Annotated in this window: 9 protein-coding genes; 7 read left to right on the forward strand and 2 right to left on the reverse strand. The window is 59.8% G+C overall.

The genetic code is table 11. From position 1 onward, the window contains the following. Positions 1 to 4 precede the first annotated feature (4 nt). Both BMF08_RS01695 and BMF08_RS01700 read left to right on the forward strand, forming a co-directional pair. Positions 5 to 2,029: a DUF5054 domain-containing protein gene (locus BMF08_RS01695; protein ID WP_072569805.1), complete on the forward strand. Its 2,025-nt coding sequence runs from the start codon at positions 5 to 7 to the stop codon at positions 2,027 to 2,029. Beyond that, positions 2,026 to 4,593 carry a glycoside hydrolase family 38 C-terminal domain-containing protein gene (locus tag BMF08_RS01700; protein ID WP_072569804.1) on the forward strand — a complete coding sequence of 856 codons (2,568 nt, stop codon included), beginning with the start codon at positions 2,026 to 2,028 and terminating at the stop codon, positions 4,591 to 4,593. The genes BMF08_RS01695 and BMF08_RS01700 overlap by 4 nt, the downstream gene beginning before the upstream one ends. A 249-nt stretch (positions 4,594 to 4,842) precedes the next feature. Here BMF08_RS01700 and BMF08_RS01705 read toward each other — a convergent pair whose 3' ends face one another. Continuing rightward, complete coding sequence (locus BMF08_RS01705; RefSeq protein ID WP_072569803.1) at positions 4,843 to 5,613, reverse strand: DedA family protein; 771 nt, start codon at positions 5,611 to 5,613, stop codon at positions 4,843 to 4,845. A gap of 82 nt (positions 5,614 to 5,695) precedes the next feature. Continuing rightward, a complete protein-coding gene (gene araC, locus BMF08_RS01710; protein ID WP_072569802.1) occupies positions 5,696 to 6,541 on the reverse strand; it encodes an arabinose operon transcriptional regulator AraC in 846 nt (281 codons plus the stop codon). 337 nt (positions 6,542 to 6,878) lie between these two features. Here araC and araB point away from each other — a divergent pair, with 337 nt between their 5' ends. The 5 genes from araB (at position 6,879) to rapA (ending at position 16,337) form a co-directional block, all read left to right on the forward strand. Then, positions 6,879 to 8,573, forward strand: coding sequence for a ribulokinase (gene araB / locus BMF08_RS01720; RefSeq protein WP_072569800.1), 1,695 nt, complete (start codon positions 6,879 to 6,881; stop codon positions 8,571 to 8,573). A gap of 11 nt (positions 8,574 to 8,584) precedes the next feature. Further along, complete coding sequence (gene araA, locus BMF08_RS01725) at positions 8,585 to 10,087, forward strand: L-arabinose isomerase (protein WP_072569799.1); 1,503 nt, start codon at positions 8,585 to 8,587, stop codon at positions 10,085 to 10,087. Between the two features lie 71 nt (positions 10,088 to 10,158). Further along, a complete protein-coding gene (gene araD / locus BMF08_RS01730) occupies positions 10,159 to 10,854 on the forward strand; it encodes an L-ribulose-5-phosphate 4-epimerase (protein ID WP_072569798.1) in 696 nt (231 codons plus the stop codon). A 76-nt stretch (positions 10,855 to 10,930) separates the two neighbouring features. Beyond that, entirely contained in the window at positions 10,931 to 13,288 is a 2,358-nt protein-coding gene (gene polB / locus BMF08_RS01735) for a DNA polymerase II (RefSeq protein ID WP_072569797.1), read from the forward strand. A gap of 142 nt (positions 13,289 to 13,430) precedes the next feature. After that, positions 13,431 to 16,337: an RNA polymerase-associated protein RapA gene (gene rapA, locus BMF08_RS01740; RefSeq protein WP_072569796.1), complete on the forward strand. Its 2,907-nt coding sequence runs from the start codon at positions 13,431 to 13,433 to the stop codon at positions 16,335 to 16,337. Positions 16,338 to 16,342 lie beyond the last annotated feature (5 nt).

Here is a 16,342-nt window from a genome sequence, read left to right on the forward strand (position 1 = left end):
TCCCGTGCAACGTGTACATATCATCTACAAAACGCATCTGGATATTGGCTTTACCGATCTGGCCCGCACCGTCGAAGATAAATACCTGCATGAGTTTATCCCGGCGGTGATCCAGCTGGCGCAGAAGGTGAACCGGCCGGGGACGAAAAACTTTATCTGGACCTGCGGGGCCTGGCTTATCACCCGCTTCTTACAGACGGCAGACGATCAGGGGCGACGAGCGCTGACTGACGCCATCCTGCGCGGCGACATCGTCTGGCATGGCCTGCCTTTTACTTCCCACAGCGAACTGCTCAGCGCCGGCACCCTGCAATCCGGGCTCGACTATGCGATGGATCTGGATCTGCGTTTCAATAAGCGCACTATCGCCGCCAAAATGACCGACGTGCCCGGCTATACCCAGGCGATCATTCCCTGGCTGGCCGAGGCCGGTATCGCTTATTTACACCTCGGCGTTAATGAAGCCTCCACCGCACCGGACGTGCCGCCGCTGTTCCGCTGGCGACTCGGGGAGGCGGAAATTATCGTCAACTATTCGCCGGGAGGCTATGGCAACGAATACTGGTGCGAGCCGCTCGACGAGTTACTGGTGTTCTGTCACGCCGCCGATAACTGCGCCCCGCCCGACGCCGCGCAGGTTTATGCCACTCTCGCCCGCTACCAGGCGCGTTATCCCGACGCCGAGGTCAGCGCCTCCACGCTGGATGCGTTTGCTGCCCGCGTGGAAACCATCAAACATCAATTACCGGTAATCGACAGTGAAATTGGCGACACCTGGAATCACGGACTGGCGACCGATCCGGGCAAGGTCAGCCGCTATCTGCGGCTGGTGCGATTGCTGGCAGAGGAGGTGTCCGCCGGGCGGATCTCTGCCGCCAGCGAGGCGTATCGTCAGGCGATGGCGCAGCTGATCATGGTGCCGGAGCACACCTGGGGGATGGATCTCAAGCTGCATCTGGCGGATTACAACCACTACCTGCCCGGCGAATTTGACGTGGCGCGGCAGGCGGATCGTGTGGAAAACGGCATCCCGGAGCCGTACCGCTTTATCGAAGAGTTTGCCGCGCGTCTGCCGCACCGCCGTGCGCCTGGCTATCACAACATCGCCGTCTCCTGGCAGGAGCAGCGCGATTACATTGATAACGCTCTCGCCTGTCTGCCGCCTGCAATAACAGAGAAATTTACCCCCCTCGCCCCCGTCGCCATGGAGGGCATTATCGTCAACCGACGTTCACGCACTTTCGGCGATTATCATCTTTATATCGCCGATGATGGCAGCCTCAGCACCCTGAGCGTCGGCGGTAAGGTGTTCTCTGCCACGCCACTGGGCAGAGTGATTTACCGGCAGGTAAGCGATGACGACTATCAGCGTTTTGCCAGACATTATCTGCAAAATCTGACCACCACCCGCGACTGGGCGATAGCCGACTTTACCAAACCGGGGCTGGAGCTGACCGCCGTGCCCGTGACTTCCCGCTGCGCCACGCTGCGGCTGCATGAGGTGCGCGTGGAGGAGACGCCGGACGAGTATCAGCTTTTTATCGAGGCGCGTTTTGTGCAAAACGAGGCGGGCATGGTGCTGCGGCTACCGGAAAAAGTGCGGCACAGCTGGCGTTTTGGTAAAGATCGCCCTGCCATTCGCTATCAGGTATCCATTATCGGTAAACAGGCGAACCGCCTGCCGGAGGAGATCTGGCTGCAATTCGGGCTTATCGATAAATCCCGCAGTCAGTGCCGCAAAATCGGCCAGACCATCGACTGGCAGCAGGTGGCGCGCAACGGCAACCGCAATCTGCACGGCGTCGAGCGCGTTTTCACCCCCGACTGGCAATTACAGCCGCTCGACGCGCCGCTGGTCGCCCTGCATGAGCCGCGCATTCTGTGGTTTGGCGAGCCGCATGACGAGCCGGAAGGCATTTTCGCCCACCTGTATAACAATATCTGGGGCACCAATTTCCCGATGTGGTACGGCGAGGATATTCATGCCGAATACCTGCTGGAAATGGCCAGCGACAAGGAAAGTCAATGAACGACAAGCGTATTATTCATGCGGTATCCCATACCCACTGGGACAGGGAGTGGTATTTCACCACCCTCGACACCCAGGTGTTCGCCCTGAAGGCCTTCACGGAGGCGATTGAAGCCTTAGAAACTCATCCGCAACTGGTGTACCACCTGGACGGACAAAGCTCCCTGCTGGCGGATTATTTACAGCTCAAACCGGAGATGACCGAACGGGCGACGGCGCAGGTGCGCCAGCGTCGGTTGCTGATCGGCCCCTGGTATACGCAGCCGGATCTGTTCAGCATCAGCACCGAATCCGTGTTCCGCAACCTGCGCATCGGCATTGAGCTTGCCCGCGCGGCAGGCGGCTGCATGGACGTGCTCTATTTACCGGATACCTTCGGCAGCCCGGCACAGTTGCCGCAGCTGACAGCGGCCTTCGGGCTGCGGCATATTTTGCTGCGCCGGGGCTACGATCCTGAGGTGATGGGCGCGACGGAAATGCGCTGGCAGGCGGCGAACGGCGACGCCATCACCACGGCGATCATGCCGTTTGGCTATTCGCTGGCGCACCCGGAGCGCGGCGGCCGCTGGCGTAATTTCTCGCTATCGCATGTTGAGACAGAAACCTTCCCGCTCATCGCCCGGCTTAAACAGCTCACTCCCTGCCGCCATCTGCTGTGTCCCATTGGCGGCGATCAGGTCAGCTGCGACGGGGATTTCGCGAGGCTTATCGCGGAGCTTAACGCCCACAGCGAGGATGAATTTATCGTCAGCAGCTATGAGGATTACTTCGCGGCGCTGAACGAGGAAGACCTCGCCGTATGGCAGGGGGAGTTCCGCCGTCCTCACCTGTCCAGAGTGCATAAAACCATTGGCTCCTCGCGCTACGACATTAAACGCGCGAACGACGATGCGGAAACGCAGCTGATCCATCAGACCGAACCGCTGCTGGCGCTGGCGCGTTTGAACGGGCTGGCCTGCAGCGAAGCGATGCTGGAAAAAGCCTGGCGCATGCTGCTGGAGTCCCACGCCCACGACAGCATGGGCGGCTGCAACAGCGATGAAACCAACCGCGACGTGCTGGCCCGCTGCGCCCACGCCCGGCAGATCGGCGAGGCGCTGTTCAGCCTGCACGCCCGTCTGCTGCTGGCAAACCTGGCTGCGGATCGGGACTACCGTTTTCTGCTGGTTAACGGCACGGGCGCGCCCACCCTCTGCGCACACAATCAGGTGCTGATCACGCCGACGCCTGGGTTCCGGCTGGTGGATGAACAGGGTCTGCCGGTGGAATTCATCCTGCTGGCGCAGGAAAAAATCCGCAAACCGCGGGCGGTGCTGCTGACGCCCGACGGCGAAGTGGAGACCTTTTCGGCGGACTATTACTACCGCAACCGGGTGGACATTCTCCATGCGCCTGTGCCGCCGCTGGGGATGGCGCTGTTTTTTGTGCAGCACAATGAACCTGCGGCGATGCCGTGGATGCAGTCCCTGCGCCAGACCTTTATCGAGAACGCCCACTACCGCATCAGCTGGCAGGATCAGAATCTGTGCCTGGTGGATAAGCGCCGCCCGTGCACGCTGACGCGGCTGATCCAGCTGAGCGATCTGGGTAACGACGGCGATCTGTATGACTTCTCGCCGCTGGCGGGGGACGTGGAGTTACGTTCCGGCTGGATGGAACTGGTTTCGGTGAAGCAGCATCCGGCGAAACAGGAGATGATCGTCGCCAGCCTGCTGTCGCTGCCGGAGTGCCTGAATGCGCAGCGCACCGGGCGCAGCGGGCATCTGAAGTCCGTGGCGGTGACGCTGACCGTGACGCTGGAAGAGGCGCTGATCCGTTTTCACCTGACGGTGGATAATCAGGTGCGTGAGCACCGGATGCAGCTGGTTTTCGACACCGGCACGCCCATCGCCGCGGTGCAGGCGGATATGCCCTTCGGCTGGATCACCCGGCAGAACCAGCCGGACAGTGCGCGGACAGATTTCACCGAGCGGCCGGTGGACATCGAGCCTTTTATGCATCAGCTGCGCGCCCACGACGATTTCCATTTTTTCGCCCGCGGCCTGAAAGAGTATGAATACGAGGAGCGCCTGCTGCGCGTAACGCTTTTTCGCGGGGCATCGCAGCTGGGCAAAGATGATTTGCTGTGGCGGCCGGGTCGTGCCTCGGGTCAGCGGCTGGCGACGCCGGAAGCGGAACTGCCGGGACTGCTGAGCTTTGATTTTGCGCTTTGTCTGACGCCGCTTGCCGCCGATGAGCGGGTGGCCTGCGCCCAGCGCTTCCGGGTTAACCCGACGCTCTGGCAATGGCAGGGTGACGAAAAATGCGTGCAGCGGCTGGATAATTTCGACGTCTTTTTACCGGCGCAGCCGGTGCGGGTGCGGCAGTCGCTGGCAGAGATCCCCGAAGGGCTGGCGGTCAGCGGCGTGGATGTGCTGTATGGCGGGATGCTGGTCAGGCTGTTTAACCCTGGTGAGCACTCGCTAACCGTGCCGGAAGGATGGCAGACGTGCAATGCGCTGGGTGAGCCGCTGGCCGTTCATCAGGTGCCCCCGTTCGGGCATGTGAATGTGCGGGTGGAATAATGGAGCCCTGTTGCCCGGCGGCGCGTCGCTTGCCGGGCCTACAAAACCTGAAGCAATGATGTTCGTGTAAATTGGGCCGTGTTGCCCGGCGGCGCGTTGCTTGCCGGACCTACAAAACCTGAAGCAATGATGTTCGTGTAAATTGGGCCGTGTTGCCCGGCGGCGCGTTGCTTGCCGGGCCTACGAAACCTGAAGCAATGATGTTCGTGTAGGCCGGGTAAGGCGCAGCCGCCACCCGGCAATGCCCCGTCAATGCCCCCTGACGACCTTCCCGAGAATATCCACATACACCGGCATCAGCGGGTGGCGGATCACCACCACCGTCGCCACCACCGCCACACCCAGCAGCAGCGGCGCTACCCACAGCAGACGGGCGCGCGGCAGAAAGCGCGTCAGCTTGTCGGGGCTGGCCTTCGCGCTGCGCCACAACCGCCAGCACATCCAGGCCGCCAGCCACAGCAGCACCGCGGCCAGCAACAGCAGCCATTTGAAGCCCCCGCTCTGCTCATCCGCGGGAATATCAATGGCTGCGCCTGCCAGAATGCCCGGCAAAAAGTAGAACGGCGGCCAGAACACGCAGCCGATAATGTTCGGCAGAATAAATTTCACCACCGGCAGATCCAGCATCCCCGCCACCATCGGCACCAGCGGCCGGGTCGGCCCGACAAAACGCCCGACGAGAATGGTAAACATGCTGTGCTGATGCAGCGCATGCTCGGTCTTATCCAGCAGCGCTTTGTTTTTCTTTAAAAAAGACCAGCGGTGCAGCGGTTTTTTAAAGCGCCAGCCGAGCCAGAAGGAGATCCAGTCGCCCAGCAGACAGCCGACGATGCCCGCCAGCCATGCATACCAGAAATTGACCTCGCCGCTGCCAATCAGCGCCCCAAGCCCCGCCATCATCACCGTGCCGGGTAAAATCAGCCCGACTAACGCCAGCGACTCAAAAAACGCCACCAGCGCAATGGCGATAAGGGAATACGCCGCCGACTGCGTAATAAAATGTTCCAGAAATGCCTGCATAACCTGCCCGATTAAATGATCTGATAAGTAGTTTACTGGTTAACTCAGACCACCGGACATCTCTTTTCGTTTCATTTACGTTTCATTCACATCCTGCGCGAAACTCGCTCGGACTGGCCCCGGTGCATTTTTTAAACACGCGGGAAAAATAGAGCTGATCTTCAAAGCCGACGTTGCGCCCGACGCTGGCGATAGGCATCCGCGTGGTGCTGAGCAACAGCTTGGCCTGGCTGATACGCTGATCCTCGCGCCAGCTCAGCACGCTGACGCCCAGCTGCTGGCGGAACAGGTGTGATAACCGCGACGGCGACAGGCAGACATGCTGGGCGACGCTGGCGATGTCAAAATGGCTGTCGCTAAGGTGATCGCTGATGTACTGGCAGGCATCGCGCACGCGGTTATCCAGCGGCGGATGCAGGGATTCATTAATGGCTTCCATACGGCGCAACAGCACCTGCTCCAGCAGATTGATCGCCAGCAGCTCGGCGTAGCGCCCGGCGCTCTGCCCGGCATGGATAATCTGGTCGAACAGCTCGCTGAAGGCCGCCTGATGCGCCTCGTCCGGACGGAAAATCCCGGTCTGACCGAAAATCGTCGGCCACGCCAGCCATTCATGCCAGTAGGCGCGCGGCCGGAAATAAACCCACTGGTGATACCACTCCCGCGCGTCAGGATGCCGCCCGTAATGGTGCACCTCGCCGGGCGGAAAGAGCAGGATGTCGCCGGGACGGCAGACAAACTCTTTGCCATTGTTATTGATGATGCCTTCGCCGCGCACCGTCAGGTTGAGGATATAGCCCTTCATGCCCAGCGGGCGGTCAACGAAAAAATCCAGGTAACCGTCTGCCTCAATGGGCGTTAATCCCGCCACCAGATGCGCATTGAAAGAGTAGCCAGGCAGCAGCGGATCGTTTTGCGGTTCAGCCATAATGGCAATACTCCGGATGTCATTAAAGGAAACCAATTGTCCATATTGTGATTTGTATCATCAAATCCCCCGGCGGTGCCTTCCGCAGGTAAAACAGCCTTCACCAACCCCGCCAGATAAAAGCACTTTGCCCGGTTTTGTTTCCACACACCGGCAAAAAAGGCTTAACAAAAGTGTCTATAAAGCCAGGCGGAATGTCCACATTGATTATTTGCACGGCGTCACACTTTGCCATGCCATAGCATTTTTATCCATAAGATTAGCGGATCCTGCCTGACCCTTTCCGGCGTCTGTCTCTAATGTTTCTCCATACGCTTATTCTTGATGGAGTAACACGATGGCAATTGCAATTGGCCTCGATTTTGGCAGCGATTCGGTTCGCGCCCTGGCCGTGGACAGCGTCAGCGGCGAGGAGATCGCCACCAGCGTCGAATGGTATCCCCGCTGGCAGGAAGGGCGTTATTGCGACGCTCCTCATAACCAGTTCCGCCACCACCCGCGCGACTACATCGAGTCGATGGAGGCGGCGCTGAAAAGCGTGCTGGCGGAACTGAGCGCAGAGCACCGCGCGCAGGTCAGCGGCATTGGCGTGGACAGCACCGGCTCCACTCCCGCGCCCATTGATGCCGAAGGCCGCGTGCTGGCCCTGCGCCCGGAGTTCGCCGATAACCCGAACGCCATGTTCGTGCTGTGGAAAGATCACACCGCCGTCGAAGAAGCCGAAGCCATCACCCGCCTGTGCCACACCGCCGGAAAAGTGGATTACTCCCGTTATATCGGCGGCATTTACTCCAGCGAATGGTTCTGGGCGAAGATCCTCCATGTGACCCGTGCCGACGCCGCGGTGGCGCAGGCCGCCGCCTCCTGGATCGAGCTGTGCGACTGGATCCCTGCCCTGCTCTCCGATACCACCCGCCCGCAGGCTATTCGCCGTGGTCGTTGCAGCGCCGGCCATAAATCCCTGTGGCATGAAAGCTGGGGCGGCTTACCCCCCGCCAGTTTCTTCGATGAGCTGGATCCGCTGATCAACAAACATCTCAGCTACCCGATGTTTACCGACACCTATACCGCCGATATTCCGGTGGGCACGCTCAGCGCCGAATGGGCGCAGCGCCTCGGCCTGCCGCAAAGCGTGGTGATTGCCGGCGGCGCCTTTGATTGCCATATGGGCGCAGTGGGCGCGGGCGCGCAGCCGAACACGCTGGTGAAAGTGATCGGCACCTCTACCTGCGACATCCTGATCGCCGATAAACCGAGCGTCGGCGATCGCGCCGTTAAAGGCATCTGCGGTCAGGTGGACGGCAGCGTGGTGCCGGACTTTATCGGGCTTGAAGCCGGGCAATCCGCCTTTGGCGATATCTACGCCTGGTTTGGCCGCATTCTCGGCTGGCCGCTGGAGCAGCTGGCGTTGCAACACCCGGAGCTGAAAACGCAGATCCGCGCCAGCCAGAAACAGCTGTTACCGGCGCTCACCCAGGCCTGGGCGGATAACCCGTCGCTGGATCATCTGCCGGTGATCCTCGACTGGTTTAACGGCCGCCGCACACCGGATGCTAATCAGCGTCTGAAAGGGGTGATCACCGATCTCAACCTCGCCACCGACGCCCCGCTGCTGTTCGGCGGACTGGTGGCCGCCACCGCCTTTGGCGCGCGCGCCATTATGGAGTGCTTCACCGAACAGGGGATCGCGGTAAATAACGTGATGGCGCTGGGCGGCATCGCCCGTAAAAACCGCGTCATCATGCAGGCCTGCTGCGACGTGCTGAACCGCCCGCTGCAGATTGTCGCCTCCGATCAGTGCTGCGCCCTGGGTGCGGCTATTTTTGCTGCCGTGGCAGCGGGCGATCACCCGGATATTCCCACCGCCCAGCAGTCGATGGCCAGCCGCATCGAAAACACCCTGCAACCGGACCCGCGCCAGGCGCAACGTTTTGAACAGCTCTATCGCCGCTATCAACAGTGGGCGGTAAGCGCCGAACAACACTATCTCCCTTCAGCTGCCCCCGCATCGCAGGCAGCGCTGACTCATTAAGGACACGATAAATGACCGTTTTCGATAACTATGAAGTGTGGTTTGTGATTGGCAGCCAGCATCTGTATGGCCCGGAAGCGCTGCGCCAGGTCACCACCCACGCGGAACAGGTAGTGAATGCCCTGAATAAAGAGGCGAAGCTGCCGTGCAAAATGGTGCTGAAACCGCTCGGCACCACCCCGGATGAGATCACCGCGATTTGCCGCGACGCCAACTATGACGACAAATGCGCGGGTCTGGTGGTGTGGCTGCACACCTTCTCCCCGGCCAAAATGTGGATCAACGGCCTGACCATCCTCAATAAACCGCTGTTGCAGTTCCATACCCAGTTCAATGCCAGCCTGCCGTGGGACAGCATTGATATGGACTTTATGAACCTCAACCAGACTGCGCACGGCGGCCGCGAGTTTGGCTTTATCGGCGCGCGCATGCGTCAACAGCACAGCGTGGTGACCGGCCACTGGCAGGATCAAAAAGCGCAGCAGCGCATCGGCGCGTGGATGCGTCATGCGGTGTCGAAACAGGACACCCGTCATCTGAAAGTGTGCCGTTTTGGCGACAACATGCGTGAAGTGGCGGTGACCGACGGGGATAAAGTCGCGGCGCAAATCAAATTCGGCTTCTCGGTGAATACCTGGGCGGTGGGCGATCTGGTGCAGGTGGTGAACAGCATCAGCGACGGCGATATTAACGCGCTGGTGGATGAATATGAAAGCAGCTACCGCCTGACCCCGGCGGCGCAGATCAACGGCGATAAACGGCAGAACGTTATCGACGCCGCGCGCATTGAGCTGGGCATGAAACGCTTCCTCGAACAGGGCGGATTCCACGCGTTCACCACCACCTTTGAAGATCTGCACGGCTTAAAACAGCTGCCGGGTCTGGCGGTGCAGCGTCTGATGCAGCAGGGCTACGGCTTTGCGGGTGAAGGCGACTGGAAGACCGCGGCGCTGCTGCGCATCATGAAGGTGATGGCGACCGGTCTGCCGGGCGGCACCTCCTTTATGGAGGACTACACCTATCACTTTGAGAACGGCAACGATCTGGTGCTTGGCTCGCACATGCTGGAAGTGTGTCCGACCATCGCGCTGGACGAAAAACCGATCCTCGACGTGCAGTATCTGGGCATCGGCGGCAAAGCCGATCCGGCCCGTCTGATCTTCTCCACCAAAACGGGTCCGGCGATCAACGCCAGCCTGATCGATCTGGGGGATCGTTTCCGTCTGCTGGTGAACTGCGTTGACTCGGTTGAAGCGCCGCATGCGCTGCCGAAGCTGCCGGTCGCCAACGCCCTGTGGAAAGCCCAGCCGGATCTGCCAACCGCTTCCGAAGCCTGGATCATCGCCGGCGGCGCGCACCACACCGTCTTCAGCCATGCGCTGGATCTGGAGGATATGCGCCAGTTCAGCGAACTGCACGGCATTGAACTGACAGTGATCGACAACGACACCCGCCTGCCCGCGTTCAAAGACGCGCTGCGCTGGAACGAGGTGTATTACGGTTCGAAACGTTAATGGTTAATGCCCGATGGCGCGTTGTTTATGTAGGCCGGATAAGCAACGCGCCATCCGGCGTGGAGAGATGAATGTTAGAAGATCTCAAACGTCAGGTGCTGGACGCCAACCTGGCGCTGCCAAAGCACAATCTGGTGACGCTCACCTGGGGTAACGTCAGCGCCGTGGATCGCGAACGCGGGGTATTGGTCATTAAACCATCCGGTGTCGATTACAGCGTGATGACCGCCGAAGACATGGTGGTGGTCAGCATTGAAACCGGTGAAGTGGTCGAGGGTAATAAAAAACCGTCGTCCGATACGCCCACCCATCGCCTGCTGTATCAGGCTTTTCCGTCCATTGGCGGCATTGTGCATACCCATTCGCGACACGCCACCATCTGGGCGCAGGCGGGACAATCCATCCCGGCGACGGGCACCACCCATGCCGACTATTTCTACGGCGCGATCCCCTGCACCCGCAAAATGACCGACGCGGAAATCAACGGCGAATACGAGTGGGAAACGGGTAACGTCATCGTCGAAACCTTCAGGACACAGGGTATCGATGCCGCACAGATGCCCGGCGTATTAGTGCATTCCCATGGCCCCTTTGCGTGGGGCAAAAACGCCGATGACGCGGTACATAACGCCATCGTGCTGGAAGAAGTGGCCTATATGGGCATTTTCAGCCGCCAGCTGACGCCGGATCTCCCCGCGATGCAACAAACCCTGCTGGATAAGCACTATCTGCGCAAGCATGGCGCGAAAGCCTACTACGGGCAGTAATACCTGTATAAAACACCAGCACCCACCTCCGAACCAGGCTATAATTATGCCTGGTTTATTTTTATGAGAGCACGGTGTGGCGCAGGCGCGAGAAGGCTTTTTACTGACCCGGCACTGGCGGGATACCCCCAAAGGGACCGAGGTGGAATTCTGGCTGGCCACGGATGACGGGCCGCTGCACGTGGTGCTGCCGCCGCAGGAATCGGTGGCGTTTATCCCCTCCGAACAGGTGCCGCAGGCGCAGCGCATTCTCGCCGGTGAATCCCAGTACCGCCTCACGCCGCTGGCGCTGAAAGATTTCCATCGCCAGCCGGTGCACGGCCTTTATTGCCGCGCCCATCGCCAGCTGATGCGCTACGACAAACTGCTGCGCGAAGGCGGCGTCACGGTGTTTGAAGCGGATATCCGCCCGCCGGAGCGTTTTCTGATGGAGCGCTTTATTACCGCGCCGGTGTGGGTCGACGGCGACGCGCACAACGGTTCGCTGATCAACGCGCGCTTAAAGCCGCATCCCGCTTATCGTCCGCCCCTGAAATGGGTGTCGCTGGATATTGAAACCACCCGTCATGGCGAGCTGTACTGCATCGGCCTGGAAGGCTGCGGCCAGCGCACGGTCTATATGCTTGGTCCGCAAAATGGCGACGCCAGCGGCGTGGATTTTCATCTGGAGTATGTCTCCAGCCGCCCGCTGCTGCTGGAAAAACTCAACGCCTGGTTTGCCGCTCACGATCCCGATGTGTTGATCGGCTGGAACGTGGTGCAGTTCGACCTGCGCGTGCTGCAAAAACATGCCGAGCGTTACGGTATTCCGCTGCGTCTTGGGCGCGGCAGCACCGATCTGGAGTGGCGCGAGCATGGCTTTAAAAACGGCGTGTTCTTCGCCCAGGCCAATGGCCGGTTGATCATCGACGGCATCGATGCGCTGAAATCAGCGTTCTGGAGCTTCCCGTCGTTTTCGCTGGAGGCGGTGTCGCAGGAACTATTAGGCGAAGGTAAAGCTATTGATAATCCCTGGGATCGCATGGATGAGATCGAACGCCGTTTTGCCGAAAACAAACCCGCTCTCGCCACTTATAACCTGAAAGACTGCGAGCTGGTGACGCGTATTTTCCATAAAACCGCCATCATGCCCTTCCTGCTGGAGCGCGCCACGGTCAACGGTCTGCCGGCAGATCGCCATGGCGGATCCGTCGCCGCCTTCAGCCACCTTTATATTCCGCGGATGCACCGCGCGGGCTACGTCGCGCCCAACCTCGGCGATGTGCCGCCGCAGGCCAGCCCCGGCGGCTACGTAATGGATTCGCGGCCAGGGCTGTATGATTCGGTGCTGGTGCTGGACTATAAAAGCCTTTATCCGGCCATTATCCGCACCTTCCTCATCGATCCGGTCGGGCTGGTGGAAGGCATGGCGCAGCCGGATCCGCAGCACAGCATACCGGGCTTTCTCGACGCCTGGTTTTCACGGGAAAAACACTGTCTGCCGGAGATCATCGGCCAGGTCTGGCAGGGGCGGGATGAGGCCAAACGCCTCAACAATAAACCGCTGTCCCAGGCGCTGAAGATCATCATGAACTCCTTTTACGGCGTGCTCGGCACCAGCGCCTGCCGCTTTTTCGATCCGCGGCTTGCCTCGTCCATCACCCTGCGCGGGCATGAGATCATGTTGCAGACCAAAGCGTTAATTGAAGCGCAGGGTTTTGATGTGATCTATGGCGATACGGATTCCACCTTTGTGTGGCTGAAAGGCGCGCACAGCGAAGAAGAGGCGGCAAAAACCGGTCAGGCGCTGGTGGCGCACGTTAACGCCTGGTGGCAGACACATCTGCAACAGTCCGGGCTGACCAGCGCGCTGGAGCTGGAGTTTGAAACCCATTTTTGCCGCTTCCTGATGCCGACCATTCGCGGGGCGGATACCGGCAGCAAGAAACGTTATGCCGGGCTGATCCAGGAAGGCGACAGCCAGCGCATGGTGTTTAAAGGGCTGGAAACGGTACGCACCGACTGGACGCCGCTGGCGCAGCAGTTCCAGCAGTCGCTGTATCTGCGCATTTTCCGCGGCGAGCCGTATCAGGATTATGTGCGGGAAACCATCGCGCAGCTGATGGCGGGCGAGCTGGATGATCGGCTGGTGTACCGTAAACGCCTGCGCCGCCCGCTGGCGGAGTATCAGCGCAACGTGCCGCCACACGTCCGCGCAGCACGGCTGGCGGATGAACATAACCAGAAAATGGGCCGCGCGTTGCAGTATCAGAATCGCGGCACCATTAAGTACGTCTGGACGACGAACGGCCCGGAGCCGGTGGCCTATCAGCAGTCGCCGCTGGACTACGATCACTATCTGACCAAACAGCTACAACCGGTGGCGGACGGCATTCTGCCTTTCCTCCACGATGATTTTGCTACACTTGTTACCGGCCAGCTTGGGTTATTTTGAATGATGACGAAAAGGTGACGAAAGCTGTGCCTTCCAGTACCATAGCGCCCTTCCCAATCCTGGCCCCAAATTTTGATGTGCCGTCGCTTTCAGACGGTGGTCAAACTATTGCCTGCAATTAGAGATATAGAGCCGAATACATATGCCTTTTACACTTGGTCAACGCTGGATCAGCGATACAGAAAGCGAACTGGGACTTGGAACTGTTGTCGCCATGGATGCGCGTACCGTCACTCTGCTTTTTTCCTCCACCGGAGAAAACCGCCTGTATGCCCGTAGCGACGCTCCCGTAACCCGCGTGATGTTCAATCCAGGTGACACAGTGACCAGCCACGAAGGCTGGCAGCTCAATATTGAAGAAGTAAAAGCAGAAAACGGCCTCCTCGCCTACATAGGTACACGCCAGGATACCGGCGAGGCGAACGTCATGCTGCGCGAAGTGCTGCTGGACAGCAAACTGGTGTTCAGCAAACCGCAGGACCGTCTGTTTGCCGGTCAAATCGACCGTATGGATCGCTTCTCGCTGCGCTACCGCGCGCGTAAGTACCAGAGCGAACAGTACCGGATGCCGTGGAGCGGCCTGCGCGGTCAGCGTACCAGCCTGATCCCGCACCAGCTGCATATCGCCCACGATGTTGGCCGCCGCCATGCGCCGCGCGTACTGCTGGCGGATGAAGTGGGCCTGGGGAAAACCATCGAAGCGGGCATGATCCTGCACCAGCAACTGCTCTCCGGCGCGGCCGAGCGCGTGCTGATCGTGGTGCCGGAAACCCTGCAACATCAGTGGCTGGTGGAAATGCTGCGGCGCTTCAACCTGCGTTTTGCCCTGTTTGACGACGAGCGCTACGCCGAAGCCCAGCACGACGCCGATAACCCGTTTGAAACCGAGCAGTTAGTGATTTGCTCGCTGGACTTCGTGCGCCGCAACAAGCAGCGTCTGGAGCACCTGTGCGACGGCGAATGGGATCTGATGGTCGTCGATGAGGCCCACCATCTGGTGTGGAGCGAAGATGCGCCAAGCCGCGAATACCTCGCGATTGAACAGCTGGCGGAACGTGTGCCGGGGGTGCTGCTGCTCACCGCGACGCCGGAACAGCTGGGACTGGAGAGCCACTTCGCGCGTCTGCGCCTGCTGGATCCGAACCGTTTCCACGACTTTGCGCAGTTTGTTGAAGAACAAAATAACTATCGCCCGGTGGCCGATGCGGTCGCCATGCTGCTGGCAGGAAAAACCCTTACCGACAGCGAGCTGAACACGCTGGGTGAACTGATTGGCGAGCAGGACATTGAACCGCTGCTGCAAACCGCCAACAGCAACCGTGACGGCGCTGAATCCGCCCGTCAGGAGCTGATCAACATGCTGATGGACAGACACGGCACCAGCCGCGTGCTGTTCCGTAACACCCGTAACGGCGTGAAAGGCTTCCCGAAACGCGAGCTGCATACTGTTAAGCTGCCGCTGCCGATGCAGTATCAGACGGCAATCAAAGTCTCCGGCATTATGGGCGCGCGGAAAAGCGCCGAAGAGCGCGCCCGCGACATGCTCTATCCGGAGCAGATTTATCAGGAATTTGAAGGCGATTCCGGCACCTGGTGGAACTTCGATCCGCGCGTCGAATGGCTGATGGGTTATCTGACCAGCCACCGCTCGCAGAAAGTGCTGGTGATTTGCGCCAAAGCCGCCACCGCGCTGCAACTTGAGCAGGTGCTGCGCGAGCGCGAAGGCATTCGTGCGGCAGTGTTCCACGAAGGCATGTCGATCATTGAACGCGACCGCGCAGCGGCATGGTTCGGCGAAGAGGACAGCGGCGCGCAGGTGCTGTTGTGCTCGGAAATCGGCTCCGAAGGCCGTAACTTCCAGTTCGCCAGTAACCTGGTGATGTTCGATCTGCCGTTCAACCCGGATCTGCTGGAGCAGCGTATTGGTCGTCTGGATCGTATCGGTCAGGCGCATGATATTCAGATCCACGTGCCTTTCCTGGAAAAAACCGCCCAGTCCGTGCTGGTGCGCTGGTTCCATGAGGGTCTGGACGCCTTTGAACACACCTGCCCGACCGGCCGCGCGATTTATGACAAGGTGTATACCGATCTTATCGGCTATCTGGCAGCGCCGGAAAACACCGACGGCTTTGACGATCTGATCAAATCCTGCCGCGAGCAGCACGACGCGCTGAAAGCCCAGCTTGAGCAGGGGCGCGATCGTCTGCTGGAGATCCACTCCAACGGCGGCGAAAAAGCGCAGGCTCTGGCGGAAAGCATTGAAGAGCAGGACGACGACACGGCGCTGATCAGCTTTGCCATGAACCTGTTCGATATTGTCGGCATTAATCAGGACGATCGCGGCGAAAACATGATCGTGCTGACGCCGTCCGACCATATGCTGGTGCCGGATTTCCCTGGCCTGCCGGAAGATGGCTGCACCATCACCTTTGAACGTGATGTGGCGCTGTCCCGTGAAGACGCGCAGTTTGTCACCTGGGAGCACCCGCTGATCCGCAACGGTCTGGATCTGATCCTCTCCGGCGATACCGGCAGCAGCACCATTTCGCTGCTGAAAAACAAAGCTCTGCCGGTGGGGACGCTGCTGCTGGAGCTGATCTACGTGGTGGAAGCTCAGGCACCGAAACAGCTTCAGCTTAACCGTTTCCTGCCTGCCACCCCGGTGCGCATGCTGCTGGATAAAAACGGCAACAACCTGGCGGCACAGGTGGAGTTTGAAACCTTTAACCGTCAGCTGAGCGCGGTGAACCGTCATACCGGCAGCAAGCTGGTGAACGCGGTGCAGCAGGACGTGCACGCCATTCTGCAACAGGGCGAAGCGCAGATCGAAAAAGCCGCGAAAGCGCTGATCGAAGCCGCGCGTACTGAAGCGGATGAGAAGCTCTCTGCTGAACTCTCCCGTCTGGAAGCGCTGAAAGCGGTCAACCCGAACATCCGTGATGATGAACTGGCGGCCATTGAAAGCAATCGCCAGCAGGTGATGGAGAGCCTGGCCGAAGCGGGCTGGCGTCTTGATGCCCTGCGTTTGATCGTCGTGACGCATCAGTAACCGGA

The sequence above is a fragment of the Enterobacter sp. SA187 genome (genome assembly GCF_001888805.2).
Lineage (GTDB): Bacteria > Pseudomonadota > Gammaproteobacteria > Enterobacterales > Enterobacteriaceae > Enterobacter_D.

Bases quoted from the DNA above. Each gene is read 5' to 3' on its own strand.
- araA (WP_072569799.1), top strand. From the start codon at position 8,585: ATGACCGTTTTCGATAACTATGAAGTGTGGTTTGTGATTGGCAGCCAG.
- araD (WP_072569798.1), top strand. From the start codon at position 10,159: ATGTTAGAAGATCTCAAACGTCAGGTGCTGGACGCCAACCTGGCGCTG.
- BMF08_RS01700 (WP_072569804.1), top strand. From the start codon at position 2,026: ATGAACGACAAGCGTATTATTCATGCGGTATCCCATACCCACTGGGAC.
- BMF08_RS01705 (WP_072569803.1), bottom strand. From the start codon at position 5,613: ATGCAGGCATTTCTGGAACATTTTATTACGCAGTCGGCGGCGTATTCC.
- araC (WP_072569802.1), bottom strand. From the start codon at position 6,541: ATGGCTGAACCGCAAAACGATCCGCTGCTGCCTGGCTACTCTTTCAAT.
- rapA (WP_072569796.1), top strand. From the start codon at position 13,431: ATGCCTTTTACACTTGGTCAACGCTGGATCAGCGATACAGAAAGCGAA.
- araB (WP_072569800.1), top strand. From the start codon at position 6,879: ATGGCAATTGCAATTGGCCTCGATTTTGGCAGCGATTCGGTTCGCGCC.